The sequence below is a fragment of the Bradyrhizobium sp. SZCCHNS1022 genome (genome assembly GCF_032484835.1).
Lineage (GTDB): Bacteria > Pseudomonadota > Alphaproteobacteria > Rhizobiales > Xanthobacteraceae > Bradyrhizobium.
This window is the reverse complement of record NZ_JAUETT010000001.1, coordinates 1,194,776-1,214,091: the sequence shown is the minus strand read 5'-3', so window position 1 is coordinate 1,214,091 and position 19,316 is coordinate 1,194,776. Positions and strand designations below refer to the sequence as shown.

The 19,316-nt window shown below is 64.9% G+C and carries 16 protein-coding genes; 9 read left to right on the top strand and 7 right to left on the bottom strand.

The window, feature by feature from the left end:
- Positions 1 to 147: 147 nt before the first annotated feature.
- Both hrpB and QX071_RS05410 read right to left on the bottom strand, forming a co-directional pair.
- Positions 148 to 2,622, bottom strand: a complete 2,475-nt coding sequence (gene hrpB, locus QX071_RS05415; protein ID WP_315701909.1) for an ATP-dependent helicase HrpB — start codon at positions 2,620 to 2,622, stop codon at positions 148 to 150.
- Positions 2,623 to 2,739: 117 nt separating this feature from the next.
- Positions 2,740 to 4,059 carry a UDP-glucose/GDP-mannose dehydrogenase family protein gene (locus tag QX071_RS05410; protein ID WP_315701910.1) on the bottom strand — a complete coding sequence of 440 codons (1,320 nt, stop codon included), beginning with the start codon at positions 4,057 to 4,059 and terminating at the stop codon, positions 2,740 to 2,742.
- Positions 4,060 to 4,211: 152 nt separating this feature from the next.
- Between QX071_RS05410 and QX071_RS05405 the strand changes: the two genes are divergently transcribed.
- Positions 4,212 to 5,264 (top strand): acyltransferase family protein, encoded by a 1,053-nt coding sequence (locus QX071_RS05405; protein ID WP_315701911.1) that lies wholly within the window; start codon positions 4,212 to 4,214, stop codon positions 5,262 to 5,264.
- 16 nt (positions 5,265 to 5,280) lie between these two features.
- Here the strand turns inward: QX071_RS05405 and QX071_RS05400 are convergent, their stop codons facing one another.
- The gene (locus tag QX071_RS05400; protein ID WP_315701912.1) at positions 5,281 to 6,249 is read right to left on the bottom strand and encodes a quinone oxidoreductase; all 969 of its coding nucleotides are present in this window, start codon (positions 6,247 to 6,249) and stop codon (positions 5,281 to 5,283) included.
- A 100-nt stretch (positions 6,250 to 6,349) separates the two neighbouring features.
- Between QX071_RS05400 and QX071_RS05395 the strand changes: the two genes are divergently transcribed.
- The 4 genes from QX071_RS05395 (at position 6,350) to QX071_RS05380 (ending at position 12,530) form a co-directional block, all read left to right on the top strand.
- Positions 6,350 to 7,234, top strand: a complete 885-nt coding sequence (locus QX071_RS05395) for a LysR family transcriptional regulator (RefSeq protein ID WP_315701913.1) — start codon at positions 6,350 to 6,352, stop codon at positions 7,232 to 7,234.
- A gap of 40 nt (positions 7,235 to 7,274) precedes the next feature.
- Complete coding sequence (polA, locus tag QX071_RS05390) at positions 7,275 to 10,358, top strand: DNA polymerase I (protein ID WP_316171394.1); 3,084 nt, start codon at positions 7,275 to 7,277, stop codon at positions 10,356 to 10,358.
- A gap of 27 nt (positions 10,359 to 10,385) precedes the next feature.
- Positions 10,386 to 10,925 carry an NADPH-dependent FMN reductase gene (locus tag QX071_RS05385; RefSeq protein ID WP_315701915.1) on the top strand — a complete coding sequence of 180 codons (540 nt, stop codon included), beginning with the start codon at positions 10,386 to 10,388 and terminating at the stop codon, positions 10,923 to 10,925.
- Positions 10,926 to 11,894: 969 nt separating this feature from the next.
- Positions 11,895 to 12,530 carry a LysE family translocator gene (locus QX071_RS05380; RefSeq protein WP_315701916.1) on the top strand — a complete coding sequence of 212 codons (636 nt, stop codon included), beginning with the start codon at positions 11,895 to 11,897 and terminating at the stop codon, positions 12,528 to 12,530.
- A gap of 82 nt (positions 12,531 to 12,612) precedes the next feature.
- Here the strand turns inward: QX071_RS05380 and QX071_RS05375 are convergent, their stop codons facing one another.
- Positions 12,613 to 13,245: an RraA family protein gene (locus tag QX071_RS05375; RefSeq protein WP_315701917.1), complete on the bottom strand. Its 633-nt coding sequence runs from the start codon at positions 13,243 to 13,245 to the stop codon at positions 12,613 to 12,615.
- Between the two features lie 168 nt (positions 13,246 to 13,413).
- Between QX071_RS05375 and QX071_RS05370 the strand changes: the two genes are divergently transcribed.
- Together QX071_RS05370 and QX071_RS05365 are read left to right on the top strand one after the other, a co-directional pair.
- Positions 13,414 to 14,313 carry a LysR family transcriptional regulator gene (locus tag QX071_RS05370; RefSeq protein ID WP_315701918.1) on the top strand — a complete coding sequence of 300 codons (900 nt, stop codon included), beginning with the start codon at positions 13,414 to 13,416 and terminating at the stop codon, positions 14,311 to 14,313.
- A 167-nt stretch (positions 14,314 to 14,480) separates the two neighbouring features.
- On the top strand, positions 14,481 to 15,389 hold the full coding sequence (locus QX071_RS05365) for an amino acid ABC transporter substrate-binding protein (RefSeq protein WP_315701919.1): 909 nt from the start codon (positions 14,481 to 14,483) through the stop codon (positions 15,387 to 15,389).
- A 359-nt stretch (positions 15,390 to 15,748) separates the two neighbouring features.
- On the opposite strand, the gene QX071_RS05360 is transcribed toward QX071_RS05365, so the two are convergent.
- Entirely contained in the window at positions 15,749 to 16,375 is a 627-nt protein-coding gene (locus QX071_RS05360) for a glutathione S-transferase family protein (RefSeq protein WP_315701920.1), read from the bottom strand.
- A 193-nt stretch (positions 16,376 to 16,568) separates the two neighbouring features.
- Between QX071_RS05360 and pyrE the strand changes: the two genes are divergently transcribed.
- Both pyrE and QX071_RS05350 read left to right on the top strand, forming a co-directional pair.
- On the top strand, positions 16,569 to 17,132 hold the full coding sequence (pyrE, locus tag QX071_RS05355) for an orotate phosphoribosyltransferase (protein WP_315701921.1): 564 nt from the start codon (positions 16,569 to 16,571) through the stop codon (positions 17,130 to 17,132).
- Positions 17,133 to 17,385: 253 nt separating this feature from the next.
- On the top strand, positions 17,386 to 18,135 hold the full coding sequence (locus QX071_RS05350; RefSeq protein ID WP_315703115.1) for a DUF2865 domain-containing protein: 750 nt from the start codon (positions 17,386 to 17,388) through the stop codon (positions 18,133 to 18,135).
- Positions 18,136 to 18,183: 48 nt separating this feature from the next.
- On the opposite strand, the gene QX071_RS05345 is transcribed toward QX071_RS05350, so the two are convergent.
- The gene (locus tag QX071_RS05345; RefSeq protein ID WP_315701922.1) at positions 18,184 to 18,615 is read right to left on the bottom strand and encodes a hypothetical protein; all 432 of its coding nucleotides are present in this window, start codon (positions 18,613 to 18,615) and stop codon (positions 18,184 to 18,186) included.
- A 209-nt stretch (positions 18,616 to 18,824) separates the two neighbouring features.
- The gene (locus QX071_RS05340) at positions 18,825 to 19,286 is read right to left on the bottom strand and encodes a GNAT family N-acetyltransferase (RefSeq protein WP_315701923.1); all 462 of its coding nucleotides are present in this window, start codon (positions 19,284 to 19,286) and stop codon (positions 18,825 to 18,827) included.
- Positions 19,287 to 19,316: the final 30 nt, after the last annotated feature.

The window sequence follows — 19,316 nt, the reverse complement described above, 5'->3', positions numbered from 1 at the left end:
CTCGACTGATGCTTGGATTGCCTCGCCCCGCAGCCGATCTCACCATCAAAGACGCCGGCGTGCGACCGAAGGCGAAAGGCTGCCGCCGCCATTTTGGCGAAAAGGGTGAGCGAAGCGTTAATAGCGTAGCGGGTTGTCGAGATTTGATTAGGTTCCGCGCGGCTTGGCGCGCCGGGTCGGCTGCGCATTGGCCGGGTCGTCGGGCCAGGGATGGCGCGGGTAGCGCCCGCGCAGATCGGTGCGCACCGCCGCATAGCTGCCGCGCCAGAAACCCGGCAGGTCGCGCGTGACCTGGACTGGCCGCTGCGCTGGCGACAACAGCTCGAGCACCAGCGGCACCTTGCCTTTCGCAATTGACGGATGAACGTTGAGGCCGAACAGTTCCTGCAAGCGCACGGCAATGGTCGGGCCCTGCTCGGCCTCATAATCGATCGCGAGCATGGTCCCGGTCGGTGCCTCGAAGTGCGTCGGCGCCTCGCGATCGAGCCGGGCGCGCAGATCCCACGGCAGCAGCGCCATGATCGCGTCGGAGAGATCACCGGGAGAGATGTCCTTGAGGCCGATCTTGTCGGCCAGCATCGGCACGAGCCATTCCTCTCGCTTGGCCACCAGCCCATCGTCCGAAAGATCGGGCCACGTCTCGCCTTCGGCCTTGCGCAGGAACATCGCGCGGTCGCGCCACTGCTTGGCAGCTTTCGACCACGGCAGCTTGTCGATGCCCACGTCGCAAACGCCGGCGGCAAGGATGCGCGCGGTCTCATCGGATGGCGCGAGCGCGAGGGGCGCTTCGGACAGGGTAATCGCGTGCAGGCTGCGCTTGCGGCGACCGCGCAGCGCCATTGCATTGCGATCGAAGATAATCTCGTCCTTGGTCTCGATCTGGTCGGCGAAATGCCGCTCGATATCCTCGCCAGCGAGCGGGGCGGCCAGCAGGATGCGGCCGCTGGCCGCGGTGCCCGTGAGCTCACCGACAGCAATGTAAGGCGCGCGGGCCAGCGAGGAGGTCTGCTCGACCGCCGCGCCGCGCCCATTGGCGAGCACGAAGCTGCCGTTGCCGCGATTACGCGCCACGCGATCGGGGAAGGCAAAGGCGAGCATGACGCCCACGCTGAGTCCCCCTTCCCCTTCTGCCGGTGCAGAAGAACTCACCTGCGCGGCCCAGCGCCGCGCCATCTCTCGCGCGCTCTGGGCGCGCTGCGAGCGGTCGCGCCGGAACTGGTCGCGGCGCACCTCGAGATCGACGCTGTCGCCGCCGAGCCCGCGCTCCGTGAGGATGGCGGCAGTTTCGGCAGCGTCCTGAGCGGCGCCATAGCGCGCCGAATCCACGATCATGCGGGCAAGCCTGGGCGGCAGCGCCAATGCCCGCAGCCGCTTGCCCTCCTCGGTGATGCGGCCATCGCCATCGAGCGCACCGAGTTCACGGAGCAGCTCGCGCGCCTCTTTCAGCGCGGGCTGAGGCGGCGGATCGAGGAAGCTCAAGCTTGCGGGATCGCTGACGCCCCATTGGGCGCAATCGAGCAGCAGCGAGGAGAGGTCGGCACTCAGGATTTCCGGCTGGGTGTAAGCGGGGAGCGAGGCCGTCTGCGGCTCGTCCCACAGCCGGTAGCACACGCCGGGCTCAGTGCGGCCGGCACGGCCACGACGCTGGTCGACTGCGGCGCGGGAGGCACGCACGGTTTCAAGCCGCGTCAGACCGATGTCCGGCTCATAGCGCGGCACGCGCGCCAGCCCCGAATCGACCACGATGCGGACGCCTTCGATCGTCAGCGAGGTCTCGGCGATCGAGGTCGCCAGCACCACCTTGCGCTGGCCCTTGGGCGCGGGGGAGATCGCACGGTCCTGCACGGCGGCATCGAGCGCACCGAACAGCGGCACGATCTCGGTGGAGGCATCGTGAACGCGCTCGGCGAGCAGGGTCTGCGTGCGCCGGATCTCGGCCGCCCCTGGCAGGAAGGCCAGCACCGAGCCGGACTCGGCGCGCAGGCTCGTTGCGATCGCCTCCGCCATCTGACGCTCGATCGGGACATCGACCTTGCGGCCGAGATAGCGGGTCTCGACCGGAAAAGCGCGACCTTCGCTTTCGACCACCGGCGCGTCGCCAAGCAGCTTGGCGACCCTCGCGCCATCGAGCGTCGCCGACATCACGAGAATACGAAGGTCCTCGCGCAGCCCCTGTTGCGCGTCGCGCGCCAGCGCCAGGCCGAGATCGGCATCCAGCGAGCGCTCGTGGAATTCGTCAAACAGCACCGCGGCGACGCCGTTGAGCTCGGGATCATCCAGGATCTGGCGCGAGAAGATGCCTTCGGTCACGACCTCGATCCGGGTCGCGCGTGACACTTTCGAACCGAACCGGACGCGGTAACCAACGGTATCCCCGGCTCGTTCGCCGAGCGTCTTGGCCATCCGCTCGGCGCTGGCCCGCGCCGCGATCCGGCGCGGCTCCAGGACGATGATCTTCTTATTCTTCGCCCAGGGCGCATCGAGCAGCGCCAGCGGCACCCGGGTGGTCTTGCCGGCGCCGGGCGGCGCCACCAGCACCGCGGAGCTGCTGCGCTCGAGCGTGCGCGACAGCTCGTCGAGCACGGCATCGATGGGCAAAGGCGTGTCGAAGCGGAGGGACAATATCGGAACCCGTCATCGCCCGCGAGGCGGGCGATCCAGTAAACTCAGATCTCGCGGATCACGAAGATCGAGCGTTCTGGATACCCCGCGTGCACGGGGTATGACAATCGGTCCGGATCACGCCCCGCTCACCGAGGGACGACCAACGCTCTCGTAAGTGAAACCGTGAGCCGCCATGTCCTCGGGGCGATACACATTGCGCAGGTCGACCACGACCGGCTGCGCCATCACCTTCTTCAACTGATCCAGGTCCATCGCGCGGTACTGGACCCATTCCGTGACCAGCACGATCGCATCCGCACCCGTGGCGCAGACGTAAGGATCATCGCAATATTCGATTTCGGGCAGTTCCTTCTTGGCCTGCTCGATGCCGACCGGATCATGCGCGCGGACCTTCGCGCCCATGTCCAACAGGCCGGTCACCAGCGGGATCGACGGTGCCTCCCGCATGTCGTCGGTCTCAGGCTTGAAAGTCAGCCCGAGGACGGCGACCGTCTTGCCGCGCAGATTGCCGCCGAGCGCAGCGGCGACCTTGCGCGCCATGGCGCGCTTGCGGTTGTCGTTGACGGCGAGCACGGCCTCGACGATGCGCAGCTGGGTGTCGTAATCCTGCGCGATCTTGATCAGCGCGCGGGTATCCTTCGGGAAGCAGGAGCCGCCGAAGCCAGGACCGGCATGCAGGAATTTCGAGCCGATGCGGTTGTCGAGCCCGATGCCGCGTGCAACCTCCTGCACGTCAGCGCCGACCTTTTCGGCGAGATCCGCGACCTCGTTGATGAAGGTGATCTTGGTGGCGAGAAACGCGTTGGCCGCGTATTTGATCAGCTCCGCGGTGCGCCGCGCCGTGTACATCATCGGCGCCTGGTTCAACGACAGCGGGCGGTAGATGTCGCCCAGCACCTTGCGGCCGCGCTCATCGGAGGTGCCGACCACGATGCGATCGGGCCATTTGAAATCGCGGATCGCCGCACCTTCACGCAAGAACTCCGGATTGGAAGCAACCACCACGTCGGCCGACGGATTGGCCTCGCGAATGATGCGCTCGACCTCGTCGCCGGTGCCCACCGGCACGGTCGACTTGGTCACGACGACGGTAAATCCCTTCAGCGCGGATGCGATCTCGCGTGCGGCGGCATAGACATAGGACAGGTCGGCATGGCCATCGCCGCGGCGCGAGGGGGTGCCGACCGCGATGAACACGGCGTCGGCCTCGCCGACAGGCCCCTTCAGATCAGTAGTGAAATCGAGCCGCTTGGCCTTCACATTGGAAGCCACGAGAGCATCCAGGCCGGGCTCGAAGATCGGGATTTCCCCCCGCTGCAGCGCGGCGATCTTGCCGACATCCTTGTCCACACAGGTGACCTGATGGCCGAAATCCGCAAAGCAGGCGCCGGAAACCAGCCCCACATAGCCCGTGCCGATCATGGCAATTCGCATGAAAACCCGCCCTCGATGGTTAATGCGCCCGCCTCATAGAGCATTTGCGGGCCAAGGGGAATTTAGAAAACGGCATGACATTTGGATGACAATAAGGACTTTGCAACAGCTCTAACCAAAGATGCGCCGGCTCCGCGTCAAAGAGGAACAGCATGACCGCAAACGGCACATCGGCAGCCGCGGGAACCGGGACGCGGATCGACTGGGTCGATTACGCCAAGGGCATCTGCATCGTCATGGTGGTGATGATGCATTCGGTGCTGGGTGTTGAGCTGGCTGCCGGCGATACCGGCTTCATGCACCTCGTGGTCGCCTTTGCAAAACCATTCCGGATGCCGGATTTCTTCCTGATCTCAGGGCTGTTCCTGCCCCTCGTCATCGACCGCGACTGGCGCACCTATCTCGACCGCAAGGTCGTGCATTTCGCTTATTTCTACGTCCTCTGGGTCACGATCCAGTTCGGTTTCAAGGCCCCTGGCTTTGCCGCCGAGACCAGCTGGACTCACGCGGGCTATTTATATCTGGAATCCTTCATCGAGCCATTCGGCACGCTATGGTTCATCTACCTGCTGCCAATCTTCTTCGTCGTCATCAAGCTGACGCGCCGTATGCCCCCCTCGTTCCTCTGGGGGATCGCCGCAGGCTTGGAGATGGCGCATATCACGACGGGCTGGACCGTGATCGACGAGTTCTGTGCCCGGTTCGTCTACATCTATTCCGGCTATTTGTTCGCCGACCAGGTGTTTGCCCTGTCGGAGCGCGCACGGGCACGCCCCGCTCTGGCGATCGCGGGATTGATCGGCTGGGCCGCGATCGATGCGACGCTGGTTGCGGTCGGCGCCAGCGAGTGGCCGGCGATCTCGCTGGGGCTCGGATTCGCTGGCGCCTGTGCCATCATCGTTTGCGGCACCCTGCTGGCGCGTGCCCAACTCCTCAACGGCTTGCGCTTCTGCGGCGAACATTCGATCGTGATCTATCTCGCCTTCTTCCTGCCGATGGCGACGACGCGCAGCGTGCTGCTCAAGACCGGTCTCATCGGCGATGTCGGCACTGTATCGCTGCTGGTCACCGTTGCCGGCGTGGTCGGAGCGCTGGTGATCTGGCGCTTGGCCTTGCGGCTGAACGCGGATTTCCTGTTCGAGCGGCCCGATCCATTCTGGATCGCGCCGAGGAGGCCGCGCCCGGCGCTGCAGGCGGCTCAGTAGAGCGCACCGGCTGAGCTTAGGGAACGAGGTATAGCGCACCGCGGCTGCGCCCGTTCTCGAGATCACGATGGGCTTGCGCGGCGTCGGCTAACGCGTAGACCGTGCCCACGCCGGCCAATTCACGCTTGGCAAGTGCAGTTAGCACGGCGGCAGCGGCGCGCTGGTAGTCCTCCCGCTCATTCATGAAAGCCATCACGCTCGGCCGCGCCAAGCTCAGGCTGCGCCGTGGCCCTATCTCCTCGACATAGAGCTTCGGGATCGGCCCGGCCGACTGTCCTATGCTGGCAACGACACCGAACGGCCGCACACAGTCGAGCGTCTTCGCCAGCGTGGTCCCGCCGACGCCATCATACGCCACGTCGACACCGCGGCTGTCCGTCAGTCGAGCGACGGCCTGGGCGAAATCGGCGTCGCGACCGACAATGACGTGGTGCGCGCCGACGGCGCGGGCCAGCTCCGCCTTGGCATCCGATCCAACAGTACCGATCACGCTTGCACCACGTCGGCTGGCCCACCGGGTCAGGATCTGGCCGAGGCCCCCTGCCGCGCTATGCACCAGCACCTTGCTCCCGGCCTGCACGGGATAGACGCGGTTGAGCAGCATGAACGCCGTGATGCCCTTGACGAACACGGACGCCACGCTTTCGTCCGACAGCGCCGGCTGAAGCTTGATCGCGCGCCAAGCCGGCAGATTACGCTCCGACGCATAGGCTCCCACCGGCGCGCCCGCATAGGCGATGCGGTCGCCGACCGCGACGTCGGTCACGTCGGCACCCGCCGCAGTCACGATCCCCACTGCCTCCACGCCCGGAATCTTGCTTGGCAGCGGATAAAGCCCGCTGCGCTGATAAATGTCGATGAAGTTGACGCCAATAGCGGTCTGCCGCAGCCGGATCTCATCAGGCGCGGGCGCGGCCAGCTCGACCCCAGCGAGTTCCAAATTCTCGGCGCCTCCGGGCGCCTTCACGCGAACCACAGTGGCCATGTCGACCTCACATCTGTTTGTGTTTGACGAGACTACTGTGAACTCTGCTGGCGATATGCGAAACTGTCCAAGCTTGCGCCCCTAATGTTCGATTTTGCACATGCTGGACTGGACCGATCTGCGCCATTTCATAACCTTGGCCCGCGAAGGCACGCTCTCGGCGGCCGCCCGCGCGCTCGGCGTCGATCACGTTACGGTGGCCCGCCGCATTGCGGCGCTGGAACGGGCGACTCGGCTGAAGCTGGTCGACCGGCGCGCCCGGCTCTACGTGCTGACCGAGGATGGCCGCCGCCTTGCCACCGCGGCAGCGCCGATGGAGGATGCAGCCTATGCGGTCGAACGCGCCATCAAGGCGACGCGTCCGGGGCTTGTGGGCGAGGTCTCGATCAGCGCGCCGCCCTCGCTCGCCAACGCGATGATCGCGCCAAAGCTGATCGACCTGCGACGCCAACATCCGGGCATCACGATCAAGCTGATCGGCGAGAAGCGGACCGCATCGCTGAACCGCCGCGAGGCTGACGTGGCCTTGAGGCTGTCGCGTCCGGCGGACGCAGCTTTAGTCGCGCGCCGGATCGGATCGTTCGGCTTCAGCCTCTATGGCGCGCCGGGCTATTTGCGCGAAACGCCGCCATCGGCACTCAGCTTCATCGCCTATGACGCCAGCATGGACGAGGCGCCGCAGCAGCAATGGCTGAAATCGATTGCCGGCCAGCGCGCGATCGTCCTCTTGACCAGCGATCTGGAGAACCAGGCGGCCGCCGCACGCGCCGGCATCGGCTTGGCGGCGCTGCCGCATTTTCTCGGCGATCCCGATTCGCAACTGGTGCGTTATGATTCCGGGCGCGGCGAGGTCAACCGCGAGATCTGGCTCGTGGTCCACCGCGACCTCAGCCGCGCGCCGCTGGTCCGGGCGGTCATGCAGTTCCTGGTGAACTGCGTGAAGCCGGGACGGCCGGAGAAAAATCCGGTGCGCACGCCGCTTTGAATGGCTGTCAATCGGGACGAAAAATTCCTAAATTGGCCGCATGCCCAAAGCCCCCCAGAAAGCCGACGCCACCACGCCCGATACCGCTGCGCCGACCGCCAAGCCGGCGGCGGCTGCCAGAGGCGCCCAAAAGGGCGACCATGTGTTCCTGGTCGACGGCTCGTCCTACATCTTCCGCGCCTACCACGCGCTGCCGCCGCTCAACCGCAAGTCCGACGGACTGCAGGTCAACGCCGTGCTCGGCTTCTGCAACATGCTGTGGAAGCTGCTCCGCGACATGCCCGAGGACAACCGGCCAACCCACCTCGCGATCGTCTTCGACAAGTCGGAGGTCACCTTCCGCAACCATATCTATCCCGAGTACAAGGCCCACCGGCCGCCCGCGCCCGACGACCTGATCCCGCAATTCGCGCTGATCCGCGAGGCGGTGCGCGCCTTCGACCTGCCCTGCCTGGAGCAAAGCGGCTTCGAAGCCGACGACCTGATCGCGACCTATGCCCGCATCGCCTGCGAGCGCGGCGCGACCACCACCATCGTCTCCTCCGACAAGGACCTGATGCAGCTCGTCACCGACTGCGTGACGATGTACGACACCATGAAGGACCGCCGCATCGGCATTGCCGAGGTGATCGAGAAGTTCGGCGTGCCTCCGGAGAAGGTGGTGGAGGTGCAGGCGCTGGCCGGCGATTCCACCGACAACGTGCCGGGCGTGCCCGGTATCGGCGTCAAGACCGCCGCACAGCTGATCACCGAATATGGCGACCTGGAAGGACTGCTGACGCGCGCCGGCGAGATCAAGCAGCCGAAGCGGCGCGAGACGCTGATCGAGAATGCCGAGAAAGCGCGGATTTCACGCCAGCTCGTGTTGCTCGACGATCACGTCCAGCTCGAGGTGCCGCTTGACGAGCTCGCGGTGCACGAACCCGATCCGCGCAAGCTGGTCTCGTTCCTGAAGGCGATGGAGTTCTCCACGCTCACGCGCCGGGTCGCGGACTATTCCCAGATCGATCCGGCGGATGTTGCCGCGGACGAGCATTTGAAGAGCGGCGGGACCATTGCTGCTTCCGTTCCCTCCCCCCTTGTGGGGGAGGAGCAGGCAGGGGCGTCGCACGCAAATGGTGCCTCGGGTTTATCCCCCTCCCCAGCCCTCAAGGGAGGAGGGAGCCCTCAGAGCAAGCGGGGCGATCCCCGCACCGACAAGAGCGCCAGCAGCAAGGGCACGCCGGTCGCGCTGGTCGCCGCACGTGCGGAGGCCGCGAAGGCGGCGCGGATCGACCGGGCGACATACCAGACCATCCGCAGCCGCGATGAGCTCGACGCCTGGCTCGCACGCATCCATGATGTCGGTCATGTCGCCGTTGAAGCCAAGGCCAGCTCGATCGATCCGATGCAGGCAGAGTTCTGCGGCATCGCGCTCGCCCGCTCCGTCAACGACGCCTGCTACATCCCGCTCGCGCATCGCCAGGCCGGCGACGGCGGCGGACTGTTCGATGCCGGCCTCGCGCCGGACCAGATCAAGGAGCGCTACGCCCTGGACGCGCTGAAGCCGATCCTGGAATCCCCGGGCATTCTCAAGGTCGGCTTCAACATCAAGTTCGCCGCGGTGATGCTGGCACAGGCCGGCATCACCTTGAGAAATTATGACGACGTGCAGCTGATGTCCTACGCGCTCGATGCCGGGCGCGGCTCGCACAAGCTCGACTCGCTTTCTGAACACATCCTCGGCCATGCCATCATCAGCCATGGCGAACTGATCGGCAGCGGCAAGAACAAGCTCAGCTTCGAGCAGGTGCCGATCGACCGCGCCACCGCCTATTCGGCTGAGGATGCCGACGTGATCTTGAGGGTGTGGCGTGTGCTGAAGCCGCGGCTGGTGGCCGAACGCATGACCGCCGTCTATGAGACCCTGGAGCGGCCGCTGGTCTCGGTGCTGGCCCGCATGGAGCGCCGCGGCATCTCGATCGATCGCCAGGTGCTGTCGCGGCTCTCGGGCGATTTCGCTCAGACTGCCGCGAGGGTCGAGGCCGAGCTGCAGGAGCTGGCCGGCGAGCCGATCAATGTCGGCAGCCCCAAGCAGATCGGCGACATCCTGTTCGGCAAGATGGGCATCCCCGGCGGCACCAAGACCAAGACCGGCGCCTGGTCGACCTCCGCGTCGATCCTCGACGATCTGGCCGAACAGGGCAACGATTTCGCCAAGAAGATCCTGGAATGGCGCCAGGTCTCCAAGCTGAAATCGACCTACACCGACGCGCTGCCGACTTACGTCCACCCGCAGACCCATCGCGTGCACACCACCTACGCGCTGGCCGCGACCACCACGGGCCGGCTGTCGTCCAACGAGCCGAACCTGCAGAACATCCCGGTGCGCACCGAGGACGGTCGCAAGATCCGCCGCGCCTTCATCGCGACGCCCGGCCACAAGCTGGTGTCGGCGGACTATTCCCAGATCGAGCTCAGGCTGCTCGCCGAGATCGCCGACATTCCGGTACTGAAACAGGCGTTCAAGGACGGGCTCGACATTCACGCCATGACGGCCTCCGAGATGTTCGGCGTGCCGATCAAGGACATGCCGAGCGAGGTGCGGCGTCGCGCCAAGGCGATCAATTTCGGCATCATCTACGGCATCTCGGCATTCGGTCTCGCCAACCAGCTCGGCATCGCGCGCGAGGAAGCCTCGGCCTACATCAAGCGCTACTTCGAGCGCTTCCCCGGCATCCGCGACTACATGGATGCGACCAAGGAATTCTGCCGCAAGAACGGCTATGTCACCACCCTGTTCGGCCGCAAGTGCCACTACCCGGAGATCAAGGCCTCCAACGCCTCGGTGCGCGCCTTCAACGAGCGCGCGGCGATCAACGCACGACTCCAGGGTACGGCGGCCGACATCATCCGCCGCGCCATGACGCGGGTGGAAGAGGCGCTGGCGCAGAAGAAGCTCTCGGCGCAGATGCTCTTGCAGGTGCATGACGAACTGATCTTCGAGGTGCCGAATGAAGAGGTCGAGGCGACGCTTCCGGTGGTTCAGCACGTGATGCAGGACGCTCCGTTCCCGGCCGTGCTGCTGTCGGTGCCGCTCCACGTCGACGCCCGCGCCGCCGACAATTGGGACGAGGCGCATTGAGCTGACGCGCTTCGATCGGATGATCTTATGAGGATACTCGCGATCTCCGGCAGCTTGCGTGCGGCCTCGAGCAACACCACGGTGCTGCGCGCCGCGGCACGTCTTGCACCCAGAGGCGTCGACATCGTGCTGTTCGACGGCATCGCCAGACTGCCGTTCTTCAACCCCGATCTCGACGGCGACCTGCTTCCCGCGCCGGTCGCGGCGTTTCGGACCGAGATCGGGGAAGCTGATGGGATCGTGATTTCCAGTCCGGAATATGCGCGCGGTGTCGCCGGCGTGCTGAAGAACGCGCTGGACTGGCTGGTCGGCAGCTTCGAATTTCCGGACAAGCCGGTGGCGCTGATCAATACATCCCCGCGTGCGATCCATGCGCTGGCCGCGCTGACGCTGACGCTCGAGACGATGTCGGCCCGGCTGGTCAAGGACGCATCGATTACCTTGCCTTTGCTAGGGACGGCGAACGATGCAGCCTCCATCCTTGCCGACAACGCGCTCGCCGACCCGCTCCGGGATGCGATCGCCCGCTTCGCCGCCGCGATCTCCCGATACCAGGCCGACGCATGACGTCGGGCCGCTCCATTTCGATGCGCGCGCGGCGAATAGTTGCGATGAAGCGGCATCGATATATGTCGTCATTGTGAGCGAAGCGACTTGTCCGCGATAACCCGAAGGGCCACGGCGGAAGCAATCCAGAGCCCGGAAAACGGTCTAGATTGCTTCGTCGCTTCGCTCCTCGCAATGACGGCACCCATGACCAGCACATAGATGGGCAAAGCGTCGGCGTGCCCACTGCGCGTGGTTCGATTGCTACCTCGCGCCGCGCACGGAGGGCTCGCGGCATTTTCGATTCACATCTCAAACAGCGCGAGGACATGCGATCGCGATCTCGCGGCACGATCGGCCCGAGCTCTGCTAGCGAACCGCCCTCTGAACTCGATGAGGGCGCAGGGAAGGCCGGGCGCCGGCTGGCGCCCGCGGCCCGCCTGCAACAAAAAAATGCAGGCGGCAGGTACCACAGGCTCAGCCGAGACGACCCGGCCTTCCCTGCGCGATGGTTTTAACAGCTGCTTCGCGTTCTCCCTGGTGCGCCGGGCTTGTTGGCCACCATCACGAGCGTGACGCGCTCAGGCATCATCACCCGCTTGATACCAGCATCGGGGTATCAGGACGACGCGACTTGACCGTGCATGCCTCGCTGTTCGTCCGCATGATGAAACCATGCTGCAGCAAGACACACCCATCGCATCCCACTGCCAACGGTCCGTGACGTTCGCGAAACGCCCCTCATGCAGCGGCGGGACGTGCGAGAATCTCTGCCTGATTTGCCCGACGGCGCAACGTCATCGGCCTGCGACAAAGTAACCCGACGGGCAATTCGCGCATGGGACGCATGCGTCTCGTCGCCAACATATCACCGACGCGATCCAGTATTCGGCCGCGGCTTACTCAATTGCACTCAGAGCAATTTAGACAATGACCTCGCGCGAGGAGACCAGTTAGAAACCGGCATCAGCCCTTCTCTTCGAGCTACCGATGCCGCACACCTCGCCTCTGCTCGCTTTCGCCCTCGTCTCGTTCGGAATGGTGCTGACACCCGGGCCGAACATGCTCTACCTGGTCTCGCGCTCGATCACGCAGGGACGCACGGCCGGAATCATCTCGCTCGGCGGCGTCGCGCTCGGCTTCGTGGTCTACATGTTGTCGGCGGCGTTCGGCATCACCGCCCTTCTGCTCGCGGTGCCCTTCGCCTATGACGCGCTCCGGCTCGCCGGTGCCGCCTATTTGCTCTACCTCGGCTGGCAGGCGGTGAAGCCGGGCGGACGCTCGCCGTTTCAGGTGAAGAAGCTCGCGGTCGACAGCCCGCGCAAGCTGTTCGTGATGGGCTTCGTCACCAATCTTTTGAACCCGAAGATCGCAATGCTGTATCTGGCGCTGCTGCCGCAGTTCATCGACCCCGCGGCAGGCAGCGTGCTGACGCAGTCGGTGGCGCTGGGCGCGATCCAGATCGCGATCAGCGTCAGCGTAAATGCCCTCATTGCGATGGCGGCCGGCACCATCGCGCTGTTCCTCGCGACGCGACCGAGCTGGGCGCTGCTGCAGCGCTATCTGATGGGCACGGTGCTGGCGGGGATGGCGGTGCGGATCGCGGTCGAGGCGCGGCGGGGGTGAGTACTCCCACCCCGCCGACCGGAATGACCACAAGGCGGACAAGTGCCCCGGCGTCCATTCGCCGCCCGATTGCAGTCATCCGCTATTCGGCATAGGCGCCGCGATAGCGCCCGGCGCGGATGCTGGCCATGATCTCCGCTTCGCGCTGCTCCTGGCCGCGCACGGCCTCCAGCAGCTCAGAGGCGATCGCCGGCGCGAAAGCAACGACACCGTCGGCGTCCGCGACCACCACGTCTCCGGGCGCGACGATCATGCCGCCAATCGACACCGGCACGTTGATCGCGCCAGGACCATTCTTGTAAGGGCCGCGGTGATTAACTGCACGTGCGAACACTGGGAAGTCGGAGTTCATGAGCACGTTGGAATCCCTGACGGCGCCATCGACGATGATTCCGGCCGCGCCACGTTGCCTGGCGATGGCAGCGATGATCTCGCCGACCAATGCGCGCGTCTCGTCGCCCCCGCCATTGACGACGATGACGTCGCCGGGCTTTACGAGATCGAGCGCCCGATGAATGAAGAGGTTATCTCCCGGCGCCGTGTTCACGGTCAGCGCGACCCCGGCCATGGGCGAGCCCGCATAGAACGGCCGCAAGTTCGTCGCACCGGGCAACCGCTGCAGATTGTCGCTAATCACGGCCGTGGCGACAGTCTTGAATGCGGCTATGATTGCGGGATCGATCGGCGCACCAGCTTGCGGTTCGCCGTGTTCCATTCTCGCTGATCGCTCTCTCGCACCGTCCATGGGCTCTCCCGCACCATCGCGACACCGCATATGAAGATGTCGCTCCTTTGAAGGGCATGGTTCGACTGTGTAGGACTCGCCATGAATTCGAAAAACAGATAAATAGAGATATTAACCTATCTCTTTTTCGCATGTCGCATGGTCACTCTAAAGCAGCTTGAGGCCTTGAACTGGATCGCGGAACTCGGCACGTTCGAGCGCGCGGCCGCAAAGCTCAACACGACGCAATCGGCCATCTCGAAGCGCATCCAGGAGCTCGAGGCCTCCGCACGCGTTCCGCTGTTCGACCGCAGCCAGCGCGGCGCTCGCCTGACTGAGAGGGGCGAGCAGATCCTTGCCCTGGGCCGGCAGATGCTGGCGTTGCAGGATCAGATCCTGGAGCTGAAGGACGGACGGCAGGCACCGGCCCACCGTCTCCGCCTCGGCGCAACAGAACTGTCGGCGCTGACATGGCTGCCGCGTCTCGTATCGGCTATTCGCGAAGCTCATCCGGCCGTGATGATCGAGCCCGAGGTGGACACCAGCCGCAGCCTGTACGATCGGCTCATCGAAGGCAGCATCGACCTCATCGTGATCCCGGATGTGTTTTCGGATCCGGAGGTGACATCGGTCAGGCTGGCCGAAGTCCAGAACGTCTGGACGGCGCGCCCCGGCCTGGTCCAATCGCGTCGGGCTCTCGGATTCAACGAGCTCGGCGACCATACGATCCTGATGCAGGGCCGCCGCTCAGGCTCCGGCCTCTTCTTCAACAAATGGCTCACAGCGAACGGCGTCTCCTTCAAGCGCGCGATTTCAGTCGACAATCTGACTGCCCTGGTCGGACTCGCCGTGGCCGGCCTCGGCATCAGCTATCTACCGCAACGCTGTTTCCGTCCCCTCTTCGAGGAGAGAAAGCTCGCCATCGTGCCCGTTAAGCCGGCGCTGCCCGCAGTGCCCTATGCGGCCATGTATCGCAACGACAGGCCCTCGGCCTTCACGGCCGCCGTAGCCCAGCTGGCACGCAGGACCTGCGACTTCGGTCGCCAGCTCCAGGGCTAGCGCGGTGCCTGCGCCGACGGAAGTCTGCCGCGCCCAATGATCTCCTTTTGGAATGAGACGTGAAGCGTTTTTATCCCTTTTCATCGTTGCATGCCAAAGCGAGGCTGTCATCGGGCACGTGTGGCACCTGCGGCGTGCGAGTAGGATTGGTGCGAGGAGAGGCTTCAATGCGCATATGGGGATTTTTGCTGACGGCAGCGCTCGCCGCAAACGCCGCGAGCGCCGAGGAACTGACGGGCACGCTGCAGAAGATCAAGGAGAGCAACAAGATTTCGATCGGTTTCCAGGAGTCGTCGGTGCCGTTCAGCTACCTGGACGGCAACCAGAAGCCGGTCGGTTATGCGCTCGATATCTGCGCGCGGATCGCGGACGCCGTGAAGAAGGAGCTTGGGCTGCCCAACCTCACGATCGAAACCATTCCGGTGACGTCGTCCAACCGCATTCCGCTGATGACGAACGGCACGATCGACCTGCTGTGCGCATCCACCACCAACAACGCCGAACGCCAGAAGCTCGTGGCGTTTGCCAACACGCACTTTCTCAGCGCCACGCGCTTTGCAGCCAAGAAGTCGCTGTCGATCGAGACGATTGACGACCTGAAAGGCAAGACGGCCGTCGCGATTGCCGGATCGACCAACATCGCACAGCTGCACAAGGTCAATTTGGAGCGCAAGCTCGGCATCAACATCGTTCCGGCCAAGGACCAGGCCGAGGCATTCCTCATGCTGGAGACCGACCGCGCGCAGGCCTATGTGCTTGACGACGTCCAGCTCGCGGTCGCGATCGCGCGGTCCAAGGACCCGGCGGCGTACATGATCAGCAACGACTCCTTCTCGAAGCCGGAGCCTTACGGCATCATGTTCCGCAAGGACGATGCGCCGTTCAAGGCTCTTGCCGACCGTGTCACTGCCGAGATCTATCAGAGCTCGGACATCGAAGCGCTCTACAGGAAGTGGTTCGAATCGCCGGTTCCGCCGACCGGGATCAATTTCAACTATCCGATGCCGGCCGCGTTGCGGGCCGCATTCAAGACGCCCAGCAGCAGCCCCGATCCGGACACCTACGTGCAGAACTGAGGCCGGGGCATTCTTCGTTCTAAACCGAAGCCTTCGTCGTCCGGCCCCCTCTCTGGCCCTCCCCCGCAAGCGCAGGGCCATCGCATATAAGGAAGAAGCTGGGGCGGCCGGTCTTTTCGCGGCCATCCTTCGAGACGACCGCCTTCGGCGGTCCCTCAGGATGAGGGCCTTTTCTGCGGTGAAATCCTAAACCCTCATGGTGAGGAGGCGCGTAGCGCCGTCTCGAACCATGAGGCCCCAGTACGATCACGGCCGTCCGAATCCAAATGCGATCGTCGGCCCCGCAAGCGGGAGAGGGAGCAAGCACACGCGGATGCGGCGGTCGAGCCTGCCTCCGCGGAGGACGCGGCAATCGCCCCTCAATCCAGCTTCGCCTCCATGCCGCGCTTGACGGCCGGCCGGGCCATCAGCGTCTCATACCAGCGCTTGACGTTGGGGAAGTCGGCCAGATCAACCTTGTGGCGCGGATGGCGCCAGGCCCAGCCGAGAATGGCGAAATCGGCCACCGACAGCGCCCCCGCAACGAGCTCATGCGCGGCCAGCTGGCGGTCCAGCACCCCATAGAGCCGGCGGGTCTCGGCCATGTAGCGCTTCAGCCCATAGGCGCGGTCCTGCTCGTTGTCGAGCGCGATGAAATGGTGCACCTGGCCCGGCATCGGGCCGAAGCCGCCCATCTGCCACATCAGCCATTCATAGACCGGAATCCGTTCCGCCAACGATTTCGGCAGGAACTTGCCGGTCTTCTCCCCGAGATAGAGCAGGATCGCGCCGGATTCGAAGATCGACACCGGCTTGCCCTCGGGCCCCTCGGGATCGACGATCGCCGGGATCTTGTTGTTCGGGCTGATGGCGAGGAAGGCGGGCGCCATCTGCTCACCCTTGGTGATGTCGACCGGAACGACCTTGTAGGACAGGCCCATCTCCTCCAGGGCGACCGAGATCTTGCGGCCGTTCGGCGTGTTCCAGGTGTAAAGCTCGATGGTCATCCGCGCCTCTTCAGCTCTTGTTCAGGCGGTGTCTGTAGCATCGGAGGTCTCGGCGGCCAAAGCGCCCCCACCGCCTGTGCGAAGCCGGCCGGCGCCGCCTCGCCGCTGTTGACGGGCTGGCTCGTCCGGTGGCATGAGCGCCGGGCCGCTGATAATTGCCAACCCCTGCCAAGCCAAACGGGGATCGATGACCGTGTCCAAATCCGCCTCCCGCGCCCGCCTCTTCGAGATCATTCGCAGGCGCTCGTTCGGCCGTGGCGAAGTCACGCTGGCCTCGGGCCGCAAGAGCGATTTCTATTTCAACCTGAAGCCGACCATGATGGACCCGGAGGGAGCCACGCTGCTTGCCGAGCTCACCTATGAGGCGCTGAAGGACGAGCATTTCGACTATATCGGCGGGCTCGAGATGGGCGCGGTGCCCCTTGCCGGCGCCATCGCGCAGATCTCCTGGATCAAGGGCCATCCGATCGCGGCCTTTTTCGTGCGCAAGAAGCCGAAGGAGCATGGCGCACGGCTCGCCATCGAAGGGCTCGCCAAGGACGAGACCCTGGCCGGCAAGCGCATCGTCGTGGTTGAGGACGTCACCACCACCGGCGGCTCGGCCATGAAGGCGGTGGAAGCCCTGCGCGAGGCCGGCGCCGACGTGGCGCTGGTGTTCACCATGGTGGATCGTGAGGAGGGCGCGGCGGAAACCTTTGCACAGGCCGGCCTGCCGTTCCGCGCGCTGTACAAGGCCAGCGAGTTCCTCTCGGCCTAGTGGTCCGATGCCGACCAAGAGTGCGCGGATGAGCCGATCACGACTTCAAATCCGCCGGGCGAGCAGCAACGCATACCGCTCATTTACCATCCTCCGTTAAGGTTACCGCAAAGCTGACAGGCCGCGCCACAAGGATGGCGTGTTTGAGGTCTCATGATCTCGGGCAGCGGCGCGCCTGGATTGTGGCTGTTGCGGATGGGAGTGGGCGTTGCGTAACGAATTCTTGTCTTTGCACCCGTGGCGGCGGCACATCATGCCGATCGTCGCGCTGGCGCTGGCCGGATCGATCGCCATGATGCCGCAGCGAGCAGCAGCCGAGAACCTGTTCGATTTCCTGTTCGGCGGTTTCACCAAGCCGCAGCGACAGCAACAGGGAAATGGCTTCGACCCCTTCGGCAACAATCCGCAAGCCCAGCCGCAGCCGCGCACGGCGGCCTCCGGCTCGGGACCCGCCTTCTGCGTGCGGACCTGCGATGGACGCTATTTCCCGCTGATGCGCGGCCTCGCCTCGCCGGCGCAGATGTGCCAGGCCTTCTGCCCAGCCAGTGCAACCAAGGTCTATTTCGGCTCCAGCATCGATTACGCCGCGGCGGCGAACGGCGAGCGCTATGCGGACAGCGAGAATGCCTTCGCTTATCGCAAGGCGCTCCGCGCGGACTGCACCTGCAACGGCCGCGATCCCGCCGGCCTCGCGCCGGTCGATCTGGCGCTCGACAATTCGCTGCGTCCGGGCGATGTCGTCGCCACCACCGAGGGATTGGTTGCCTATACCGGACCGCGCGGCGGCACGGCACAAGCTGCCGACTTCACGCCGGTGGCATCCTATCCGGGATTGACGAACGAGGTCCGCGCCCGCCTGACCGAGCTGAAGGTCGCGCCGGTGCGTGCTGACATAGCGGCGACCGACCCGGCATCTGCCGATATCACCGCCAGCGTGGCGCCGCCTTTGAGTATCGCGCCGAAAGCCGTGCCCGGCCGCGACAAGCGCGCGGAAATGGACTGATCGGTCAGCGCTCGCGCAGGGCGCAATGCCGCGCAAGGACTTGCCGGCTCACCGCCCCACGATCACGCCGATCACGTTCGGCGCGGTGAGATATTTCTCCTCGATCGCAACCCGCGCCGCGGCGCGGTTCTCCGGCGTCAACAGGCCGCGCTTCTCGGCCAGGATCATCCAGCAAAATCCCCACCAGTCGGTCAGCATGCCGTCGTCATCGACGAGGTCATAACCCTGCTCGGCGGCAAAGATGCGCGCCCGCGCCTCGTCCAGCCCATCGAGGAAGGTGTGATCGGTGGCGGAGAACAGATCGTCGGAAATGTCGTCGGTCGTATAGCCCCAGATCGACAGGCAGACTGCATTGAACTCGCGGTCGATCTGGTCGTCATCGACCGGGCGGCGACGCGCCGTCCGGTGCAGCCGCGACAAGGTCCGGGCGAAATCGGCAATGCGGGTGAGAGCCAGGGGATCGAAGGCGATACTGGACATGGTGTCCTCGCTGGATGCGCGGATGAGGTGTGATGGCGCCGGGGGCACCGAATCAAAGCGTCTACAGCTCCTATCACAGATGTTCTTAATTTGTTCTTGCGCACTTGTGAAGAGCTGATTTATCGTCGTCCTGGCGAAAGCCAAGCGCAGGAAACGAGCTATCGGGCCTGTTGCCCAGCTGGCCGCGCTTATGAGTTTGCAGCGCGACTTCACGGATGGCAGAGGTCCTGCGAGCGCTGCGCCACGTAGGCCGTCCGCACATCTGACCTGAAGCCGCAGCTCTCGTAGAAGCGGCGCACGCGCGGGTCGGTTCGGCCGCTTTGCAGCAGCACATGATGGCAGTCCTGCCGCCACGCTTCGTCCAGAGCCGCAGCAACCACGGCGTGGCCGTGACCACGGCCGCGATGCTCGGGATGCGTTACGACATTTTCGAGAAACCCGTGCTGGCGGCCGGAGCGCAAGAGATTGGGCACGGTGATCAGCATGCAGGTTGCGACGACCGCTCCATCGATCTCCGAAACGAAAACCGCCACACCTTCGCGCGACAGGATCCGTTCCCACACATGAGCCGCACGCTCGCGTGGGCCAACAACGGCGCTGACCTCGGACGCCTGGAAAAGCGCAATCACGCCATCCAGGTCATCTGGCCGCGCCAACCTTGCTTCCGGCATCTGCTCCACTCCCCACCGTCGCTCACTGCA